The organism is Streptomyces sp. NPDC001415, from assembly GCF_053597395.1.
On sequence record NZ_JBSFIE010000038.1, the window covers coordinates 29,584 to 44,771 of the forward strand.

Consider the following 15,188-nt stretch of genomic DNA (forward strand, 5'->3'; position numbering starts at 1 on the left):
TCCCCCGTAAACGCTTGGTGGACGGTCAGTTGGCCCCGAACAGGGCGAGCAGGTCCGTCTTGCCGAACATCCTGGCGGTGTCGACCGCGGAGGGCGTCCCGGCGGAAGGATCGGCTCCGCCGGCCAGGAGAGCCTTGATCACGGCGTCCTCGCCCTTGAAGACGGCGCCGGCGAGCGGGGTCTGGCCGCGGTCGTTGGCGCGGTCGGCCTCGGCACCGCGGGCCAGCAGGGCGGCCACCGCCTCGGCGTGCCCGTGGTAGGCGGCCAGCATCACGAGGGAGTCGCCGCGGTCGTTGGTGAGGTTCGCGGGCACCCCTGCGTCGATGTAGGCGGCGAGCGTCCCGGCGTCACCCTGACGGGCCAGCTCGAAGATCTTGGCCGCCAGCTCGACCACCTCGGGATCGAGTTCCTCGCTCATCGAAAACTCCTTAGGGGCAACGGAACAGACCCGCACGGCGACAGAGCCGTACGAGTGAATCGACAGGGTACTGCCCGACGGGCGACATGACGTGGCACAACGGCGACAACGATCACCCCGGGTGACGGTTTCGCGTCCTGGCGGCGCACAGTGTCCCGATCCGGCACGCTCTTTCCTGTCCGCCACTCCAGTGAAATTGAAAGAATTTCACCCATTTGCACCTTTTATCCCATAGATACTTCCTGTGAGCCTGGAAGAACTCATGGTGACCGTCCCCATCAACCAGGAGATCCCCAAATGGTCCTGTCCATCTCAGGCGTGGTGCTGCTCGGAGTCATCTGCTTCCTCTTCTTCAAGAAGGACGGACTCAAGGCCTCGCACGCGCTCGTGTGCGCGCTCTTCGGTTTCTACCTCGCGGGCAGTGCCATCGCCCCGAGCATCACCGCCGGGGGCGCGAGCCTCGCCAGCATGCTGAGCGGAATCAAGTTCTGATCCCCCGCCGTCCTCCGTACGACGCCAGACGGGGCCGCGGAGACCTCCGCGGACACAACTCCAGGAGAACGATGTGGCCCGGCGACCGCTCCCCCGCATTCTGAGCAGCAGCGCACCCCTCGTTCGCAGCCGCGAGATCGCGCGCACGGCCGCCGACAGCGCCACCGACGTTCTCCATCCGCTCATCACGATCAGCCGCGGCCTGCGGCTGATCGCCGCCGCCCTGCGCGGCAAATGGGCCGCCACCCCCAAGGAACGGCGTGGTCCCGCGCTGTTCCTCACGGCGGCCGTCGCCCTGGTCGTCGCGCTCATCCCGTACGGGCCGCTCCTCGCCCTGATCGCGGTGATGGGCGCGGCCGCCTGGCAGGGCCGGGAGAGGCCCGTCGTCAAGACCGGCCCCGACGAAGCGGAGCTCGCCCGCCTCCAGGCCCTCTACGAGGCGCTCGTGCCGTACTTCTCCGTCCCCGAGGACCCGAACCCGCTCTTCTCCTACGGAGGCGAGTGGGACGGGACCTTCAGCGAATACGAATTCGACGACGACGGCCGCCTCACCCGGCTCCAGGTGCGCTACCCCACGTACTTCACCGACGGCGAGGCCGCCTCTCGGGCCCGCATCGAGCAGCTTCTGCACGCCAAGTCGGGGCGCGGCCGCGAGTACCACTTCGCCTGGGACGAGGAGGGCAACCAGCTGGTCATGAGCGTGCTCGACGCGCTGCCCACCTCGATCGCCGCCCAGCGCTTCGTGACCTCACCGGGCGAGACCGTCCTCGGCTTCACCGACGCGGACGCCGTGCAGCGGACGGTCCCGGTGACCGCGGGCGAGGAGAGCCACGACGCCCCGCCGGTGGTCTGGCGCACCGGGCCCCGCTCGACCGAACCCCACCTCCTGGTCGTCGGCCAGCCCGGCTCCGGCACCACGACCCTGCTCCGCTCCATCGCGCTGCAGGCCCTCCAGCACGGCGACCTGCTGATCGTCGAGGGCAGCGGAACCGGCGAATACGCCTGTCTCACGGGCCGCTCGGGCGTCCTCGCCGTCGAGTGCGGCCTCGTCGGAGCGCTCGCCACCCTCGAATGGGCCTCGCACGAGACCGAGCGCCGGCTGATCGCCGCGAACCGGGCCCGCCAGGCGGGCCATCCTGCGCCCGAGGACACCAAACGGCCGCTGTGGATCCTGCTCGACCAGCCCAGTGCCCTCGCCGACCTGGCCGCGGCCGACGGCCGCACCGACCCCCAGCACCTGCTCCAGGTCCCGCTGCGGCACGGCCGAGCCGCCGGAGTGACGGTCGTGGTCGCCGAACAGTTCGACACCCTGGACGACCTGCCAGAGCTCGTACGCTCCCACACCCGGGCCCGCGTGGTCCTCGGCGAGGCCTCGCTCGGCCAGGTCGAGTCAGTACTGGGCGTCCCGCCGCACACCACCCCAACCCCCGACGTCCCCCCGGGCCGCGGCTACGCCCGCCTCGGCACGGGCCCGGTCCTCCGCCTTCAGGTCCCGGCGACCCCGGACCCGTACGACGACGCGACGACGGAGGCCCATCGCCGGGCCGTCCTGGACCTGCTCCCGGCGCGGGAGGCGCCGGTGGAGGCGGCAGGGTGATTCCAGCGGAAGGGTGAGAGTGTCCGTCGGCCGGTTCCGGCGGAGGGGGCTGAGGGGTGTCCGTCGGCCGGTTCCGGCGGGGGGCTGAGGGGTGTCAGTCGGCCGATAGCAGATGACAGATGGCCGATGTCAGATTCCAGAATCCGTCAACCGCCAATCCAACCCCCACCGCCCACCGCTCCACCACCCTCAAGCCACAAACGTCCGCGGCGGCTCCGCGCCCCCCGAACCTCCACCCGTCTCCACGAGCCGCGCCGCCGCGGCCAGCCGCACCGCGGCCTCCTCGGCGACCGGGCCGCCCACCGTGAACGGCAGGCGTACATAGCCCTCGAAGGCGCCGTCCACTCCGAAGCGGGGGCCGGACGGCACCCGCACTCCGACGCGTTCGCCGACCTCCGCGAGGCGGGATCCCGACAGGCCGCCCGTGCGGACCCACAGCGTGAGCCCGCCGCGCGGCACGTGGAACTCCCAGTCGGGGAGTTCGCGGCGCACCGCCGTCACCAGGGCGTCGCGGTTCTCGCGGGCCTGGGTGCGACGAAGCTCGACCGCCTGCTCCCAACCCCCCGTCGCCATAAGCCAGTTGACGGCGAGCTGCTCAAGGACCGGGGTGCCCAGGTCGGCGTACGCGCGGGCGGCGACCAGTGAGCGGATGATGTCGGGCGCGGCCCGCACCCAGCCGATGCGCATGCCCGCCCAGAACGCCTTGCTCGCCGAGCCGACGGTGAGCACCGTGGCCCCGGCCGGGTCGAAGGCGCAGACGGGGCGCGGCATGTCGAGGTCATCGTCGAGCCACAGCTCGCTCATCGTCTCGTCGACGACGAGCACCGTGCCGGCCGAGCGGGCCGCGTCCACGAGCTGGCGGCGCTGGTCCTCGTCGGCGAGCGCGCCCGTGGGGTTGTGGAAGTCGGCGACGACGTACGCGAGCCGGGGCGCGGCGTCCCTGAGCACCTGGCGCCAGCGGGGCAGGTCCCAGCCGGTGAGCCCCTCGGCCATGGCGATCGGCACGAGGCGGGCGCCCGCCTCGCGCATCAGCTGAAGGATGTTGGCGTACGAAGGTGATTCGACGGCGATGCGTTCACCGCGTCCGGCGAACAGATGACAGATGGCGTCCATCGCCCCCATCGCGCCGGTCGTCACCATGATCTGCTCGGGCATCGTCGGGATGCCGCGGGCGGTGTAGCGGTCGGCGAGCATCTGGCGCAGCGCGGGCAGGCCCGCCGGGTAGTCGCCGTGCGTGTGGGCGTACGGCGGGAGCTCTTCGAGCGCGCCCTGTACGCCCCGGGTCAGCCAGGGCTCGGGGGCGGGAAGCGCCGCGCAGCCGAGGTCGATCATCGAGCCGAGCGACTCGGGCGGCAGTGGTTCGAGGCCCCGGCCGGGCAGCGGATGCCCGGCCGGGACGGCGGTCCAGCTGCCCGCGCCGCGCCTGGATTCGAGGAAGCCCTCGCCGCGCAGCGCCTCGTAGGCGGCGGCGACGGTCGTGCGGCTCACCGAGAGGGCGAGGGCCAGTTCTCGCTCGGCGGGCAGCCGGGCGGCGGCCGGGACGCGGCCTTCGAGGACGAGCAGCCGGATCCCGTCGGCCAGCGCCCGGTAGGCGGGCGGCTTGCGCAGTCCGGTGCCGACGGGGCGTGGCTGCTGTGCGTTGAGCTGGCGGGCGAGCTGGGCGGGCCCGATCGCCGAGGTCCACTGAGCCATGAAGTCAGTCCACCTTCCTCGAATTGGCCATGGGCGGGGTCCATTTCCCCGCCACAGAGTGTCATGAGTCAGTCCACTACCACCACACAGGATCCACTCAGGGGGCACCATCTTGTCCACGCACCTCACGCGGAGGCTGCTGCAGCTCTATGTCGGCCTCGCGTTGTACGGCGTCAGTTCGGGGCTGCTCGTCCGCGCCGGGCTCGGTCTCGAACCGTGGGGGGTGCTGCACCAGGGTCTCTCCGAGCACACCGGCATCTCCATCGGCGTCGTGTCGATCATCGTCGGGGCGGCGGTGCTGCTGCTGTGGATCCCGATCCGGCAGCGGCCGGGGCTCGGCACCGTGTCCAATGTCTTCGCGATCGGCATCTTCATGGACGCCACGCTCGCCGTGGTCCCCGATGTGCACGGGCTGCTCGCGCAGGTTCCGCTGACGGTGGCCGCGATCGTCTGCAACGGGGTGGCGACCGGCCTCTACATCTCGGCCCGCTTCGGCCCGGGCCCGCGCGATGGCCTGATGACGGGCCTGCACAAGGTGACGGGACGCTCAATTCGGCTGGTGCGTACGTCACTTGAGGTCGTCGTGGTGGCGACCGGGTTCCTGCTCGGCGGCTCGCTCGGCGTGGGCACTGTCCTGTACGCGCTGGCGATCGGGCCGCTGGCCCAGTTCTTCCTCCGTGTCTTCGCGATCCCCGAAGCGGGCAAGGAGTCCGCGTCCGAGGTCACGTCCCCGGCACCCGCGCGCGGCACGGCCGTCGTGGAGCCGACACCGTAGCGCGCGATACTTCCCCGGTGACTCGCGTACGCCACCCCTATCTGGACCATCCGTCGCCGATCCCGTTCGCCCATCGCGGCGGGGCGGCCGACGGCATCGAGAACACCGCGGCCGCCTTCGAGCGGGCCGCCGAGGCCGGCTACCGGTACTTCGAGACCGATGTGCACACCACGGCCGACGGGCGTCTGGTGGCCTTCCACGACGCGACGCTCGACCGCGTCACCGACGCCCGGGGGAAGATCGCGGAACTGCCCTGGGGCGAGGTCAGGCAGGCCCGGGTGGCCGGGCGCGAGCCGCTGCCGCTGTTCGAGGAGCTCCTCGAAGCCTTTCCCGAGGTCCGCTGGAACGTCGACCTCAAGGCAGAGTCCGCGCTCGTCCCGCTGATCGACCTGATCCGCCGCACCGGCGCCTGGGACCGGGTCTGCGTCGGTTCGTTCTCGGAGGCCCGGGTCGCCCGCGCGCACCGGCTCGCGGGCCCGCGCCTGGCCACGTCGTACGGCGTGCGCGGGGTCGCCGCGCTGCGCCTTCGTTCCTACGGGATCCCCGTGCCGCTGCGCGCGGGCGCCGTCAGCGCCCAGGTTCCCGAGAGCCAGAGCGGCATCCCGGTGGTGGACCGCCGGTTCGTGCGGACCGCCCACGCCCTTGGCCTGCAGGTCCACGTGTGGACGATCAACGATCCCGATCGGATGAGGGCTCTCCTGGACCTGGGAGTGGATGGCATCATGACCGATCATCTGGAGACGCTGCGCACGGTACTGACCGACCGGGGAGTCTGGCACTGACCCCGGCAGCCACCGCTCGCGTACGGGGACACGAGCAAGGGGGCGCGGGTTGAGCGCTGAGATCGCCGACATCGCGGGCCGGGCGGAACAGCCGGTGAGCACGGCCGACCGCAAGCGCGAGCAGCGCGGCTGGTACTTCTACGACTTCGCCTGCTCGGTGTATTCGACGAGCGTGCTCACGGTGTTCCTGGGCCCGTATCTGACGTCGATAGCCAAGTCGGCGGCGGATCCCGACGGGTTCGTGCATCCGCTGGGCATCCCGGTGCGGGCGGGCTCGCTCTTCGCGTACGCCGTGTCCGCCTCGGTGATCCTCGCGGTGGTCCTGATGCCGATCGTGGGCGCGGCCGCCGACCGCGGCGGCCGCAAGAAGCCGCTCCTGGCGGCCGCCGCCTACACGGGCGCGACCGCCACGGCCGGGATGTTCTTCCTGGACGGCCACCGCTATCTGCTCGGCGCGGTGCTGCTGATCGTCGCCAACGCGTCGCTCTCGGTGTCGATGGTCCTCTACAACGCCTATCTGCCGCAGATCGCGGGCCCCGAGGAACGCGATCGGGTCTCGTCGCGCGGCTGGGCCTTCGGCTACACCTCGGGCGCCGGAGTCCTCGTCCTCAACCTGATCCTCTACTCGGGCCACGACGGCTTCGGGGTGTCGGAATCGACCGCCGTACGGATCTGTCTGGCGTCGGCGGGGATCTGGTGGGGCGCGTTCACGCTGGTGCCGCTGAGGCGGCTGCGCGACCGCAAGGTGGCCGCCGTGGCGGCGGCCGAGGGGAAGGTCGGCGCGGGTTGGCGCCAGTTGATCTCGACCCTGCGGGACATGCGGGCCCGTCCGTTGACCCTCGCCTTTCTGCTCGCGTACCTCATCTACAACGACGGCGTGCAGACGGTGATCTCGCAGGCCTCGGTCTACGGATCCGAGGAGCTGGGCCTGAATCAGGACACGCTCATCGTGGCCGTGCTCCTCGTGCAGGTCCTGGCGGTGGCGGGCGCGCTCGGCATGGGGCGCCTTGCCCAGACGTATGGCGCGAAGCGCACGATTCTGGGCTCGCTGGCCGTCTGGGCGGTGATCCTCGGGGCCGGCTTCTTCCTGCCGGCCCGCCAGCCCGTGCTCTTCTTCGTGCTCGCGGGGGCGATCGGGACGGTACTGGGCGGCAGCCAGGCCCTGTCGAGGTCGCTCTTCTCACACATGGTGCCGAGCGGCAAGGAGGCCGAATACTTCTCGGCCTACGAGATGAGCGACCGGGGCCTGAGCTGGCTGGGGCCATTGGTGTTCGGTCTCGCATATCAGCTGACCGGGAGCTATCGGGATGCGATCATCTCGCTGGTGGTCTTCTTCGCGGCCGGTTTCGTGCTGCTCGCCCGGGTCCCGGTGCGGGCCGCCGTGGCGGCCGCCGGGAACCCTGTTCCGGCACGGATTTAGACGTTGAAGTGAAAGGCCGGTAGTGTACGCCTTTGGCCTGCCAGGCGGACCGTTACTGCGCGCTTAAGAAGTGAAGACGCTGGGTGACATCTGCTGTCAGATGTGACAAACCGGTCACTGGTGGGTACAACAAGGGGCGGCACGACGGCGACGCATGACCCAGAACGGGAATCTTTACCGCCGACCGGACGTTGACCGGATGACGACGACAGTGACACCTGTCCTGTGGGCGACAAGCCCGGGAGGCACGATTCATGAGTGAGCGAGCTCTTCGCGGCACGCGCCTCGTGGTGACCAGCTACGAGACCGACCGCGGCATCGATCTGGCCCCGCGCCAGGCCGTGGAGTACGCATGCGAGAAGGGACATCGCTTTGAGATGCCCTTCTCGGTGGAGGCGGAGATCCCGCCGGAGTGGGAGTGCAAGGTCTGTGGGGCCCCCGCACTCCTGGTGGACGGCGACGGTCCTGAAGAGAAGAAGGGCAAGCCCGCGCGTACGCACTGGGACATGCTCATGGAGCGGCGCACCCGCGAGGAACTTGAGGAGGTTCTGGCCGAGAGGCTGGAGGTCCTTCGTTCCGGCACCATGAACATTGCCGTGCATCCGCGGGACAGCCGCAAGTCCGCCTGATCGCGCAGTTCGGCGATACAGCGCACGAGAAGCTGAGGGCCGGTCACACCATCTGGTGTGACCGGCCCTCAGCTTTTGCCTGGGTGCCGGGGTGCCTGAGGCGTTCAGGGAGTCAGCGGCGGGCGCGCGCCCCGGTCCTCGCGCGGCGGGTACGAGGACGAGCCGTCGTCGCGGATGACCTCGCCCGGCACGACCTTGCCGTCCGGGTAGTGGATGCGGGCCTGCTGGAAGGCGTCGCCGAAGCTGCCGGGAGAGGCCGTCCGCATCCGCTTCTCCAGCGAGCGCTCGGCGAAGCGAGCCACGGACTTCCGCACCGGCGGGAGCAGACAGAGCAGCCCCAGCGCGTCCGAGACGAATCCGGGGATGATCAGGAGCAGGCCGCCCAGCATGGTCAGCGCGTTGCCCTCGCTGCCGGGCTTGGCGGCGGCGGGGGCGGCCCCGGACTGCTGCTGCTGAAACGTCTCCGTGAGATTGCGGAAGGCGCGGCGCCCGGCCCGCTTGATGACGTAACTGCCGAGCACCAGGCCACCGATGAGCAGCAGCAGGACCGTGAGCCCGCTGGTCGCGCCGGCCACCACGGTGAGCAGCCAGATCTCCAGGACCAGCCAGGCGGCGATCCCCAGGGGTACGAAGGTGCGTGCGCGCGAGCGCTTGGGAACTGTCGGAGGCGGAGTGCCGGTCGTCATGCTCCCAGTGTGCCTGGGAGCCGATCCGGACGGCGTAAGGAGAAGTGGCGCAAGGAGAAGTGAACGTAAGGAGCGGTGACGTAGGGAGCGGTTCAGTACGTCCTGGTCATGACGCCCCGCTACGAGCTCTTGCGGCCCAGGAGCTTGTTGGCGCGGGAGCCGACGCCCCAGGCGGTGACCCGCCAGAGCGCCTCGACCAGGATGTCGTTGCTCATCTTGGAGTCGCCTCGCTCGCGCTCGACGAACGTGATGGGCACCTCGACCACGTGGAAGCCCGCGCCGACCGCGCGGCGGGCCAGATCGACCTGGAAGCAGTAGCCGGCCGAGGCGACCTCGTCGAGGCCGAGGCCTTCGAGGGTCTCTCGACGGAAGGCGCGGTAGCCGCCGGTGACGTCGCGGATCGGGACGCCGAGGAGCAGCCGGGAGTAGGTGGAGCCGCCGCGCGAGATGAACTCGCGGTACTTGGGCCAGTTCACGATCCGCCCGCCGGGCACCCAGCGGGAGCCGAGCACCAAATCGGCGCCCTTGAGGGCGGTGAGCAGCCGGGGCAGCTCCTCGGGCTGGTGGGAGCCGTCGGCGTCCATTTCGACGAGTACGCCGTAGTCGTGCTCGATCCCCCAGCGGAAGCCGGCGAGATACGCCGCGCCGAGACCTTCCTTGCCCTTGCGGTGCAGCACGTGCACCTGGTCGTCCTCGGCCGCGATCTCGTCCGCGAACTTGCCCGTGCCGTCGGGGCTGTTGTCGTCGGCGACCAGAATGTGGGCCTCGGGGACCGCCGCTCTGACGCGGGCGACGATGGGCTTGATGTTCTCCGCCTCGTTGTAGGTCGGAATGATCACCAAGGCTTTGCCCAGCGGGCCGTACTGCCTCTGACCGCCGTCGTTCACTGCTGCCCCTAATTTGTCCGTACTCAGGGGTCCACCATAGCGAGCGGTCGTGATCAGCCCGTACCGCGAGGGTGTGTGGTGTCGGATGCGCCCGGATGGCGGCGGGGATCCGCCGGAATGCCGGATGTCGGGACGGTGTCGCGAGGGGGTGGGAGTGGCAGTGGGTCGGTACCGGGGCCCGGCGCCCTTCGGGCCGACCTGGGACCCGCTGGCTGCGGGCGACCGAGAGCCGTTGTCTACTGAGCGTCCGGGCCCCACCCGGGTCGCACCTTCCCCCGGGCCCCACGGGGCAGGGGGGACGCCCTCGCGGCTGGAACCTCCCTCGCCCCCGAGGCGCGGGCGCTGAACCTGGCTCCCAGTGACGGTGTGCCGGTGCGGCACACCACCCCATGACCCAGCGGCGTTCGACGACTGCGTGGAGGTGTAACCGGTCGGACGTCCTGTGGTGGACTCGGCCGAACCTACCGGCCTGCGGCCGCTTTCTGTCAACAGCCGTTTGAGCTGCGACGTTTTTTCAAACCACCAGGTCAGTGCCGAAGATCCGCAGGTCGTGGCGATGCCGTGACGGTCGCCCGCCAACGGTGCGAAATGCCCCTATCTCACTCGTTCGGCCGCGCGAATACCGTTTGTCCGAACACCACGGTACGCAGGCAGACCGGCAGCGCGGTGCCCGGCGTGAGGTCGGGCAGGCCCGGGGTGCCCGAGCGGGGGTCGGTGGACCAGCGGGCCACCCGGTCGTCCGGGGCCTGGACCACGAGGTCCTCGGCGCGCCAGACCGCGTAGTCGGCCGGGGCGCCCGGCACCAGGGTGCCCGCGTCGTCCCGCCCGAGCGCGCGCCAGCCGCCCCGGGTGTGGGCGGTGAAGGCGGCGCGGGCCGAGATGCGGTGTTCGAGGGTGCGGTGGAAGGCGGCCGCGCGGACGGTCCCCCACGGGTCGAGCGGGGTCACCGGGGAGTCGGAGCCGAAGGCGAGCGGCACTCCGGCCTTCAGGAGGGCGGCGTACGGGTTGAGGGTGCGGGCCCGCTCGACACCGAGCCGCTCGGCGTACATGCCCTCCTCGCCGCCCCACAGCGCGTCGAACGCGGGCTGCACGGAGGCGGTGAGGCCGAACTCGGCGAAGGCGGCGATCGTGTGCGGGGTGAGCATCTCGGCGTGCTCGACGCGGTGCCGGGCGGCACGGATCCGGGCGAGGCCGACCCGCTCGGCGGCGGCCCGTACGCCCTCGACGACGGCGGTGACGGCGGCGTCCCCGATGGCGTGGAAGCCGGCCTGGAGTCCGGCCTCGGTGCAGGCGGCGACGTGGTCGGCGACATCCGCCGCGTCGAGGTGGCCGGTCCCGGTGTGCGGGGCGTCGGCGTACGGGGCGTGCAGGCAGGCGGTGTGGGAGCCCAGCGAGCCGTCCACGAAGAGGTCTCCGGCGGCGCCGACCGCCCCGAGTTCGCGGATGCGGTCGGCGTCCTTGGCGCCGGCGACGCGCTCGGCCCAGTAGCCGAAGACCCGCGGTCCTGCTTCGTCACGGGCCAGGGCGAGCAGCGAGGTGAAGTCGTCCTCGTCGGAGATCTCGGGGCCGCCGCACTCATGGACGGTGCCGATGCCGAGCGAGGCGGCCTTGCGGAGCGCGGCGCGCTGGGCCTCGGCGCGCTGGCGCGGGGTGATGGCGCCGTGGGCCGCGGCCCGCACCGCGTGGTGCGCGGCGCCGGTCAGCGGCTCACCGCCGCGGAATCCGGGCAGGTCGCGCACGCCGGGGACCAGGTCGAGCAGGGCGGTGGTGACGACGGCCGAGTGGACGTCGATGCGGGGCAGGTAGAGCGGGCGGCCGCCGGTGGCCGCGTCGAGTTCGGCGCGCGAGGGGTGGCGCCGCTCGGGCCAGCGGGCGGCGTCCCAGCCGTGGCCGAGCAGCACCTTGTCGTCGGGGCGGGCGGCGGCGTGGGCGCGGACGGCGTCGAGGGCTTCGGCGAGGGTGCGGGCCGAGGACAGGTCGAGGCCGGTCAGGGCGAGGCCGGTGGCGGTGGTGTGCACGTGCGCATCGGTGAAGGCGGGGGTGACCAGGGCGCCTTCGAGGTCGATGACCTCGTCGACCCCACTGGCGAAGGCGTCCGCGGCACCTTCCGAGCCGACCCAGGCGACGTGCCCGCGTTCGACGACCATCGCGGTGGCGAAGGGGTCGGCGGGGCTGTGCACGTCACCGCCGCGCAGCAGGACGGTGCGGTGGGCGGTGTCTTCGGGTGCGGAACTCGCGGAACTCATGGAGGACAGCCTAGATATGCGACGGCCCCGCCTCGTACGGGGTGGACTAGATATGCGGCGGCCGCGCCTCGTACGGGGTGGACAGGACGACGGTCGTGCGGGTCGAGACGCCGGCCAGGGTGCGGATGCGGGTCAGCAGGTGCTCCAGTTCCAGCGGGGTCGCCACGCGCACCTTGAGGATGTAGTTCTCGTCCCCGGCGACGCTGTGGCAGGCCTCCAGCTCGGGTACGCCCGCCAGGCGCTCCGCGATGTCGTCGGGGGCGCTGGGGTCGAAGGGCTTGACCGAGATGAACGCGGTCAGCGGCAGGCCCACCGCCTCGGGGTCCACGACGGCGGCGTATCCGCGGATGACCCCGCGCTGTTCGAGACGGCGTACCCGCTGGTGCACCGCCGAGGTGGACAGGCCGGTGGCCTTGCCCAGGTCGGTGTAGCTCATCCGCCCGTCCTTGACGAGCAGATCCACAATCTGACGGTCCAGCTCCTCCATGGCGATCAACCTATTGCCCCCGGTCGCTTCCGGCACAGTCGGGCGCCGCACGAATCAGCACTTGCGGGCGGCATGTGACGAACGCCACAGGTTTGCGGACGGCTCTGCGGGGCCCGCGCGGTTATCGCCGGGGCTTGGCGGGAAGTGCTTGCTTTGGTCGCGGCCACGGCGCAAATGCCGGCCCACCCGAGGGGGAGTGTCCCAATGCAGAATTCCAAGCGCACCGGACGTACGGAACGTGAACGTACCGAACCGGAGCCTGTCGATATCACCGACCTGACCGACGAAGAGGTCTCGCTCGACGCGTACGACACCTTCGACATGTTCCGGGTGATCTGCCCGGACTGCGCCCAGCCGATCGCGCTGCTCGCCGATGAGGACGAGCTGCCCGAGCACGCGCTGTGCCCGAGCAAGTGGAACCCGTTCGTCCTGACGGTGTGCGCCGGGACCGGGCGCCCCGCCGGGGACGCGAAGGCGGCGGACGAGTCGCTCGACGTCCAGGAGCAGGACACGGCGCTGCTGCTCACGCTCCCGCAGGGGCTCGACTGGCGCACCCAGCCGTTCTCGCACGTCGGCGGCCCGGGCTCGCGCCCGGTGCGCGTGCCGCAGATGCGCCGCGCCGCCTGAGAGCTTCCGTACGGGCCGGACGCCACTGGGGGGCGTCCGGCCGACGACCGCTCAACTCCAGTACGTACCGCGCACCATGGCCTCCAGACTGGCTCGGTGCATGATCAGCGCGTCCGGGTCCGTGGGCGGTTCGACCTCGCCGAAGTGCAGCTGGCGGTAGGCGATGCGCAGCATGACCACCGCGTGCCGCAGTGCCGCGTACAGGGTGTGGAACTCCATGTCGTGCGGGGTGTGGCCGGTGAGTTCGGCGTAGCGGCGCTCGATGTCGTCGCGGCGCAGGAAGCCGGGGAGGCCCGGCTGGCCGAAACTCACCGTCAGGTCCTGGAAGAACCGGTGCAGATAGACGGTCCAGCCGAGGTCGAGTTCGCGGGGGCCGCAGGCGGCCATCTCCCAGTCGAGGACGGCCGCCGGTTCGAAACCGTCGTAGATGATGTTTCCGATGCGGGCGTCGCCCCAGTTGAGGACCGAGGGACCCTCGTCGTCGGGCCAGTGCGCGTCGAGCCAGTCGAAGGCCGCCTCTATGAGGGGCGAGCGAGGAACGCCGTCAACCACCCATTCGTAGTAGTCCCGTTGGGCGGCGACGTGCCGGCTCAGGGCCGAGCCCTTCGGAAAACGGTCCGGCAGAAGGAACTCGGCTTCCTGGGGCGGGAATTGGTCGTGCAGGCGGGCGAGGACGCCGATGGTGGCGTCCTGGAGGCGGGCGCGTTCGGCGTCGGTGGCCGAGTGCAGCCAATTGCCCTCGTACGTATAGGGCATGACGTCCGGCGGTACGTGCCCTTCGGCCCGGTCCATCACGAAGAACGGGGCGCCCAGCGGCTCCGGGTCTTCTTCCAGCCAGCGCACGCGCGGCACGGGGACGTCGGTGTGTTCGGCGACCAGGCGCATGACGCGGTGCTGGCGGCCCATGTCGTACACGGGGAAGACGGTGTACGCGGCCGGGTCGGCGGCGAGCCGCAGGGCGCAGGCGCGGACGGGGGTTTCGGGGTGCTCGATGTCGAAGAGGAGGGTCTCGCTCGACATGCCGTTCGAGGCCGGGACCCTTATTTCGGTGACACGGGCGCCGGGCAGTCGGGCGTCGAGCCAGGCGGTGAGCCGGCGGCCGACGTCCTCGGGGTCGCGGGTGGAGGTGCGGGGGCGTGGCGCGGTGGCCAAGGCGGTGCTCCCTTCACTGCGGACGGACGGCTGGTTCAGGGGGCGACGGAGGTGTAGTCCGTGAAACCGCTGGGGTCGTGGCGGCCGAAGCTGCCGTGCTCGAAGATCCCGTATCCGGTCTGGCCGTCGAGGGTGAAGCGGGCGGCGTGGTCGGTGACGCCGTACGCGGCCATCGGGTGGGCGGCCGGGTCGGACACGTCGTAGACCTGCCGGTCGGTCCAGCCGCGGCCCTGCCAGGTGCCGTGCTGCCAGCCGTCGGCGGGCGGGTAGCCGGCGCCGACCGCGAGGGGCGAGGAGGCGAGGACCTCGACGCCGAGTTCGAGGGGTTTGCGGGACTGGTCGGTGAGGTGGATGACGGCGCGTTCGGGGTGGCGGGTGCCGGAGCGGTAGGTGATGTCGGCCTGGGGCCAGCCGAGTTGGGCATCGGGACGGCCGTCGCGCACGAGGACGGCCTCGTTGAGGGTGCGGTAGCCGTCGGCGTCCTCCTGGGCGATGATCATGACGAACCGGTCGTCGAACCGGGCGGGCACCCAGAGCCAGTGGAAGCCCTCGGGCCGGTACTCGTCGCCGCGCCCGGCCTCCTCGCCGGGGATCGGCCGCACCCCCCAACTGCGGTCGCGCGTCCCGGTCCACTCCCCCGCCGTGACCGGTATCTCCTCGCCGCCGACGCGGATCACGCCGCCACACCGGCCCGCCTGCACGAACCGGCGCCCCTCCAGCGTGAGCCGGTCGCCCCTGCGCTGCACGTGATGAGGTTCCCACAGCGCGGGGAAGTCCGCGTTCCAGACGATTTCGTACGAGAGTGAATTCGGGTCGTCCGGATCGGGAGCACAGTGCAGTGTGAGGCGGCGCAACGGGGCGTCGACGGTGATCCGCAGGGGACCGACGCTGAGGTTCATACGGTCATCGGTGAGCGCGTCGGAGGCCCGGACGGCGTGCAGTCGGTCGCCTACGCGCAGGGTGGCGTAGGCGTCGATCACCCCGGTGTTGGGGTAGACGCCGAGGCCCGCGATGAGCAGGGCGCGGCCCTGGTGGTCGAAGACGTGGAAGATGCAGCGGTCATAGGCGTTGCGGTCGCCCGTCGCGACGTGCTTCATCGAGAGCGGGGTCTGGTGGATGGGGTACTCGTCGAGGGGGATGGGGCGGTCCATCGGCAACCTCCGTGGAATCAGCGGAAGCTGACGGTACGTCAGCTCGGCTTGCCTCGCCATACCCCGAGCGGGGGCGGGCTCCCTGGGGCTCCGCCCCAGACCCCGGGGGTTTGCCCACCCGCCCGCCCGTGCAGGGGGTCGAGAAGG

General features: G+C 71.2%; 15 protein-coding genes. 7 read left to right on the forward strand and 8 right to left on the reverse strand.

Translation table 11 applies throughout. The features are described from left to right. Positions 1–25: 25 nt before the first annotated feature. Positions 26–418, reverse strand: a complete 393-nt coding sequence (locus tag ACWC2B_RS32485) for an ankyrin repeat domain-containing protein (protein ID WP_450722939.1) — start codon at positions 416–418, stop codon at positions 26–28. A gap of 297 nt (positions 419–715) precedes the next feature. Between ACWC2B_RS32485 and ACWC2B_RS32490 the strand changes: the two genes are divergently transcribed. Continuing rightward, entirely contained in the window at positions 716–910 is a 195-nt protein-coding gene (locus tag ACWC2B_RS32490) for a hypothetical protein (RefSeq protein WP_450722941.1), read from the forward strand. Between the two features lie 73 nt (positions 911–983). Then, positions 984–2,507, forward strand: coding sequence for a hypothetical protein (locus ACWC2B_RS32495; RefSeq protein ID WP_450722943.1), 1,524 nt, complete (start codon positions 984–986; stop codon positions 2,505–2,507). Between the two features lie 189 nt (positions 2,508–2,696). Here the strand turns inward: ACWC2B_RS32495 and ACWC2B_RS32500 are convergent, their stop codons facing one another. After that, positions 2,697–4,199, reverse strand: a complete 1,503-nt coding sequence (locus ACWC2B_RS32500; RefSeq protein ID WP_450722945.1) for an SCO1417 family MocR-like transcription factor — start codon at positions 4,197–4,199, stop codon at positions 2,697–2,699. A gap of 112 nt (positions 4,200–4,311) precedes the next feature. On the opposite strand from ACWC2B_RS32500, the gene yczE reads away from it, so the two are divergent. The 4 genes from yczE to ACWC2B_RS32520 all read left to right on the forward strand — a co-directional run bounded on the left by yczE (position 4,312) and on the right by ACWC2B_RS32520 (position 7,805). Then, positions 4,312–4,974 (forward strand): membrane protein YczE, encoded by a 663-nt coding sequence (gene yczE / locus ACWC2B_RS32505; RefSeq protein ID WP_450722947.1) that lies wholly within the window; start codon positions 4,312–4,314, stop codon positions 4,972–4,974. 17 nt (positions 4,975–4,991) lie between these two features. After that, positions 4,992–5,756: a glycerophosphodiester phosphodiesterase gene (locus tag ACWC2B_RS32510; protein WP_450722949.1), complete on the forward strand. Its 765-nt coding sequence runs from the start codon at positions 4,992–4,994 to the stop codon at positions 5,754–5,756. 49 nt (positions 5,757–5,805) lie between these two features. Next, positions 5,806–7,176: an MFS transporter gene (locus ACWC2B_RS32515; RefSeq protein ID WP_450722951.1), complete on the forward strand. Its 1,371-nt coding sequence runs from the start codon at positions 5,806–5,808 to the stop codon at positions 7,174–7,176. 254 nt (positions 7,177–7,430) lie between these two features. After that, entirely contained in the window at positions 7,431–7,805 is a 375-nt protein-coding gene (locus ACWC2B_RS32520) for an RNA polymerase-binding protein RbpA (RefSeq protein ID WP_053724453.1), read from the forward strand. A gap of 104 nt (positions 7,806–7,909) precedes the next feature. Here the strand turns inward: ACWC2B_RS32520 and fxsA are convergent, their stop codons facing one another. From fxsA to ACWC2B_RS32540, 4 genes are all read right to left on the reverse strand, one after another. Next, a complete protein-coding gene (gene fxsA / locus ACWC2B_RS32525; protein ID WP_450722954.1) occupies positions 7,910–8,491 on the reverse strand; it encodes an FxsA family membrane protein in 582 nt (193 codons plus the stop codon). Between the two features lie 119 nt (positions 8,492–8,610). Further along, positions 8,611–9,378, reverse strand: a complete 768-nt coding sequence (locus tag ACWC2B_RS32530; RefSeq protein ID WP_450722956.1) for a polyprenol monophosphomannose synthase — start codon at positions 9,376–9,378, stop codon at positions 8,611–8,613. Between the two features lie 599 nt (positions 9,379–9,977). Further along, positions 9,978–11,624 carry an amidohydrolase gene (locus tag ACWC2B_RS32535; RefSeq protein WP_450722958.1) on the reverse strand — a complete coding sequence of 549 codons (1,647 nt, stop codon included), beginning with the start codon at positions 11,622–11,624 and terminating at the stop codon, positions 9,978–9,980. A gap of 46 nt (positions 11,625–11,670) precedes the next feature. Beyond that, the gene (locus tag ACWC2B_RS32540) at positions 11,671–12,111 is read right to left on the reverse strand and encodes an Lrp/AsnC family transcriptional regulator (RefSeq protein WP_053724457.1); all 441 of its coding nucleotides are present in this window, start codon (positions 12,109–12,111) and stop codon (positions 11,671–11,673) included. A 204-nt stretch (positions 12,112–12,315) separates the two neighbouring features. On the opposite strand from ACWC2B_RS32540, the gene ACWC2B_RS32545 reads away from it, so the two are divergent. Further along, on the forward strand, positions 12,316–12,738 hold the full coding sequence (locus tag ACWC2B_RS32545) for a hypothetical protein (RefSeq protein ID WP_450722960.1): 423 nt from the start codon (positions 12,316–12,318) through the stop codon (positions 12,736–12,738). 51 nt (positions 12,739–12,789) lie between these two features. Here the strand turns inward: ACWC2B_RS32545 and ACWC2B_RS32550 are convergent, their stop codons facing one another. Together ACWC2B_RS32550 and ACWC2B_RS32555 are read right to left on the reverse strand one after the other, a co-directional pair. Further along, the gene (locus ACWC2B_RS32550; protein WP_450722962.1) at positions 12,790–13,890 is read right to left on the reverse strand and encodes a phosphotransferase family protein; all 1,101 of its coding nucleotides are present in this window, start codon (positions 13,888–13,890) and stop codon (positions 12,790–12,792) included. A 35-nt stretch (positions 13,891–13,925) separates the two neighbouring features. After that, on the reverse strand, positions 13,926–15,041 hold the full coding sequence (locus ACWC2B_RS32555) for a hypothetical protein (protein WP_450722964.1): 1,116 nt from the start codon (positions 15,039–15,041) through the stop codon (positions 13,926–13,928). Between the last annotated feature and the right edge of the window lie 147 nt (positions 15,042–15,188).

What these genes read in the sequence shown, in the direction of transcription:
- ACWC2B_RS32520 (WP_053724453.1), top strand. Translation starts at nt 7,431, where the DNA reads ATGAGTGAGCGAGCTCTTCGCGGCACGCGCCTCGTGGTGACCAGCTAC.
- ACWC2B_RS32485 (WP_450722939.1), bottom strand. Translation starts at nt 418, where the DNA reads ATGAGCGAGGAACTCGATCCCGAGGTGGTCGAGCTGGCGGCCAAGATC.
- ACWC2B_RS32540 (WP_053724457.1), bottom strand. Translation starts at nt 12,111, where the DNA reads ATGGAGGAGCTGGACCGTCAGATTGTGGATCTGCTCGTCAAGGACGGG.
- fxsA (WP_450722954.1), bottom strand. Translation starts at nt 8,491, where the DNA reads ATGACGACCGGCACTCCGCCTCCGACAGTTCCCAAGCGCTCGCGCGCA.
- ACWC2B_RS32545 (WP_450722960.1), top strand. Translation starts at nt 12,316, where the DNA reads ATGCAGAATTCCAAGCGCACCGGACGTACGGAACGTGAACGTACCGAA.
- ACWC2B_RS32500 (WP_450722945.1), bottom strand. Translation starts at nt 4,199, where the DNA reads ATGGCTCAGTGGACCTCGGCGATCGGGCCCGCCCAGCTCGCCCGCCAG.
- ACWC2B_RS32535 (WP_450722958.1), bottom strand. Translation starts at nt 11,624, where the DNA reads ATGAGTTCCGCGAGTTCCGCACCCGAAGACACCGCCCACCGCACCGTC.
- ACWC2B_RS32490 (WP_450722941.1), top strand. Translation starts at nt 716, where the DNA reads ATGGTCCTGTCCATCTCAGGCGTGGTGCTGCTCGGAGTCATCTGCTTC.
- ACWC2B_RS32555 (WP_450722964.1), bottom strand. Translation starts at nt 15,041, where the DNA reads ATGGACCGCCCCATCCCCCTCGACGAGTACCCCATCCACCAGACCCCG.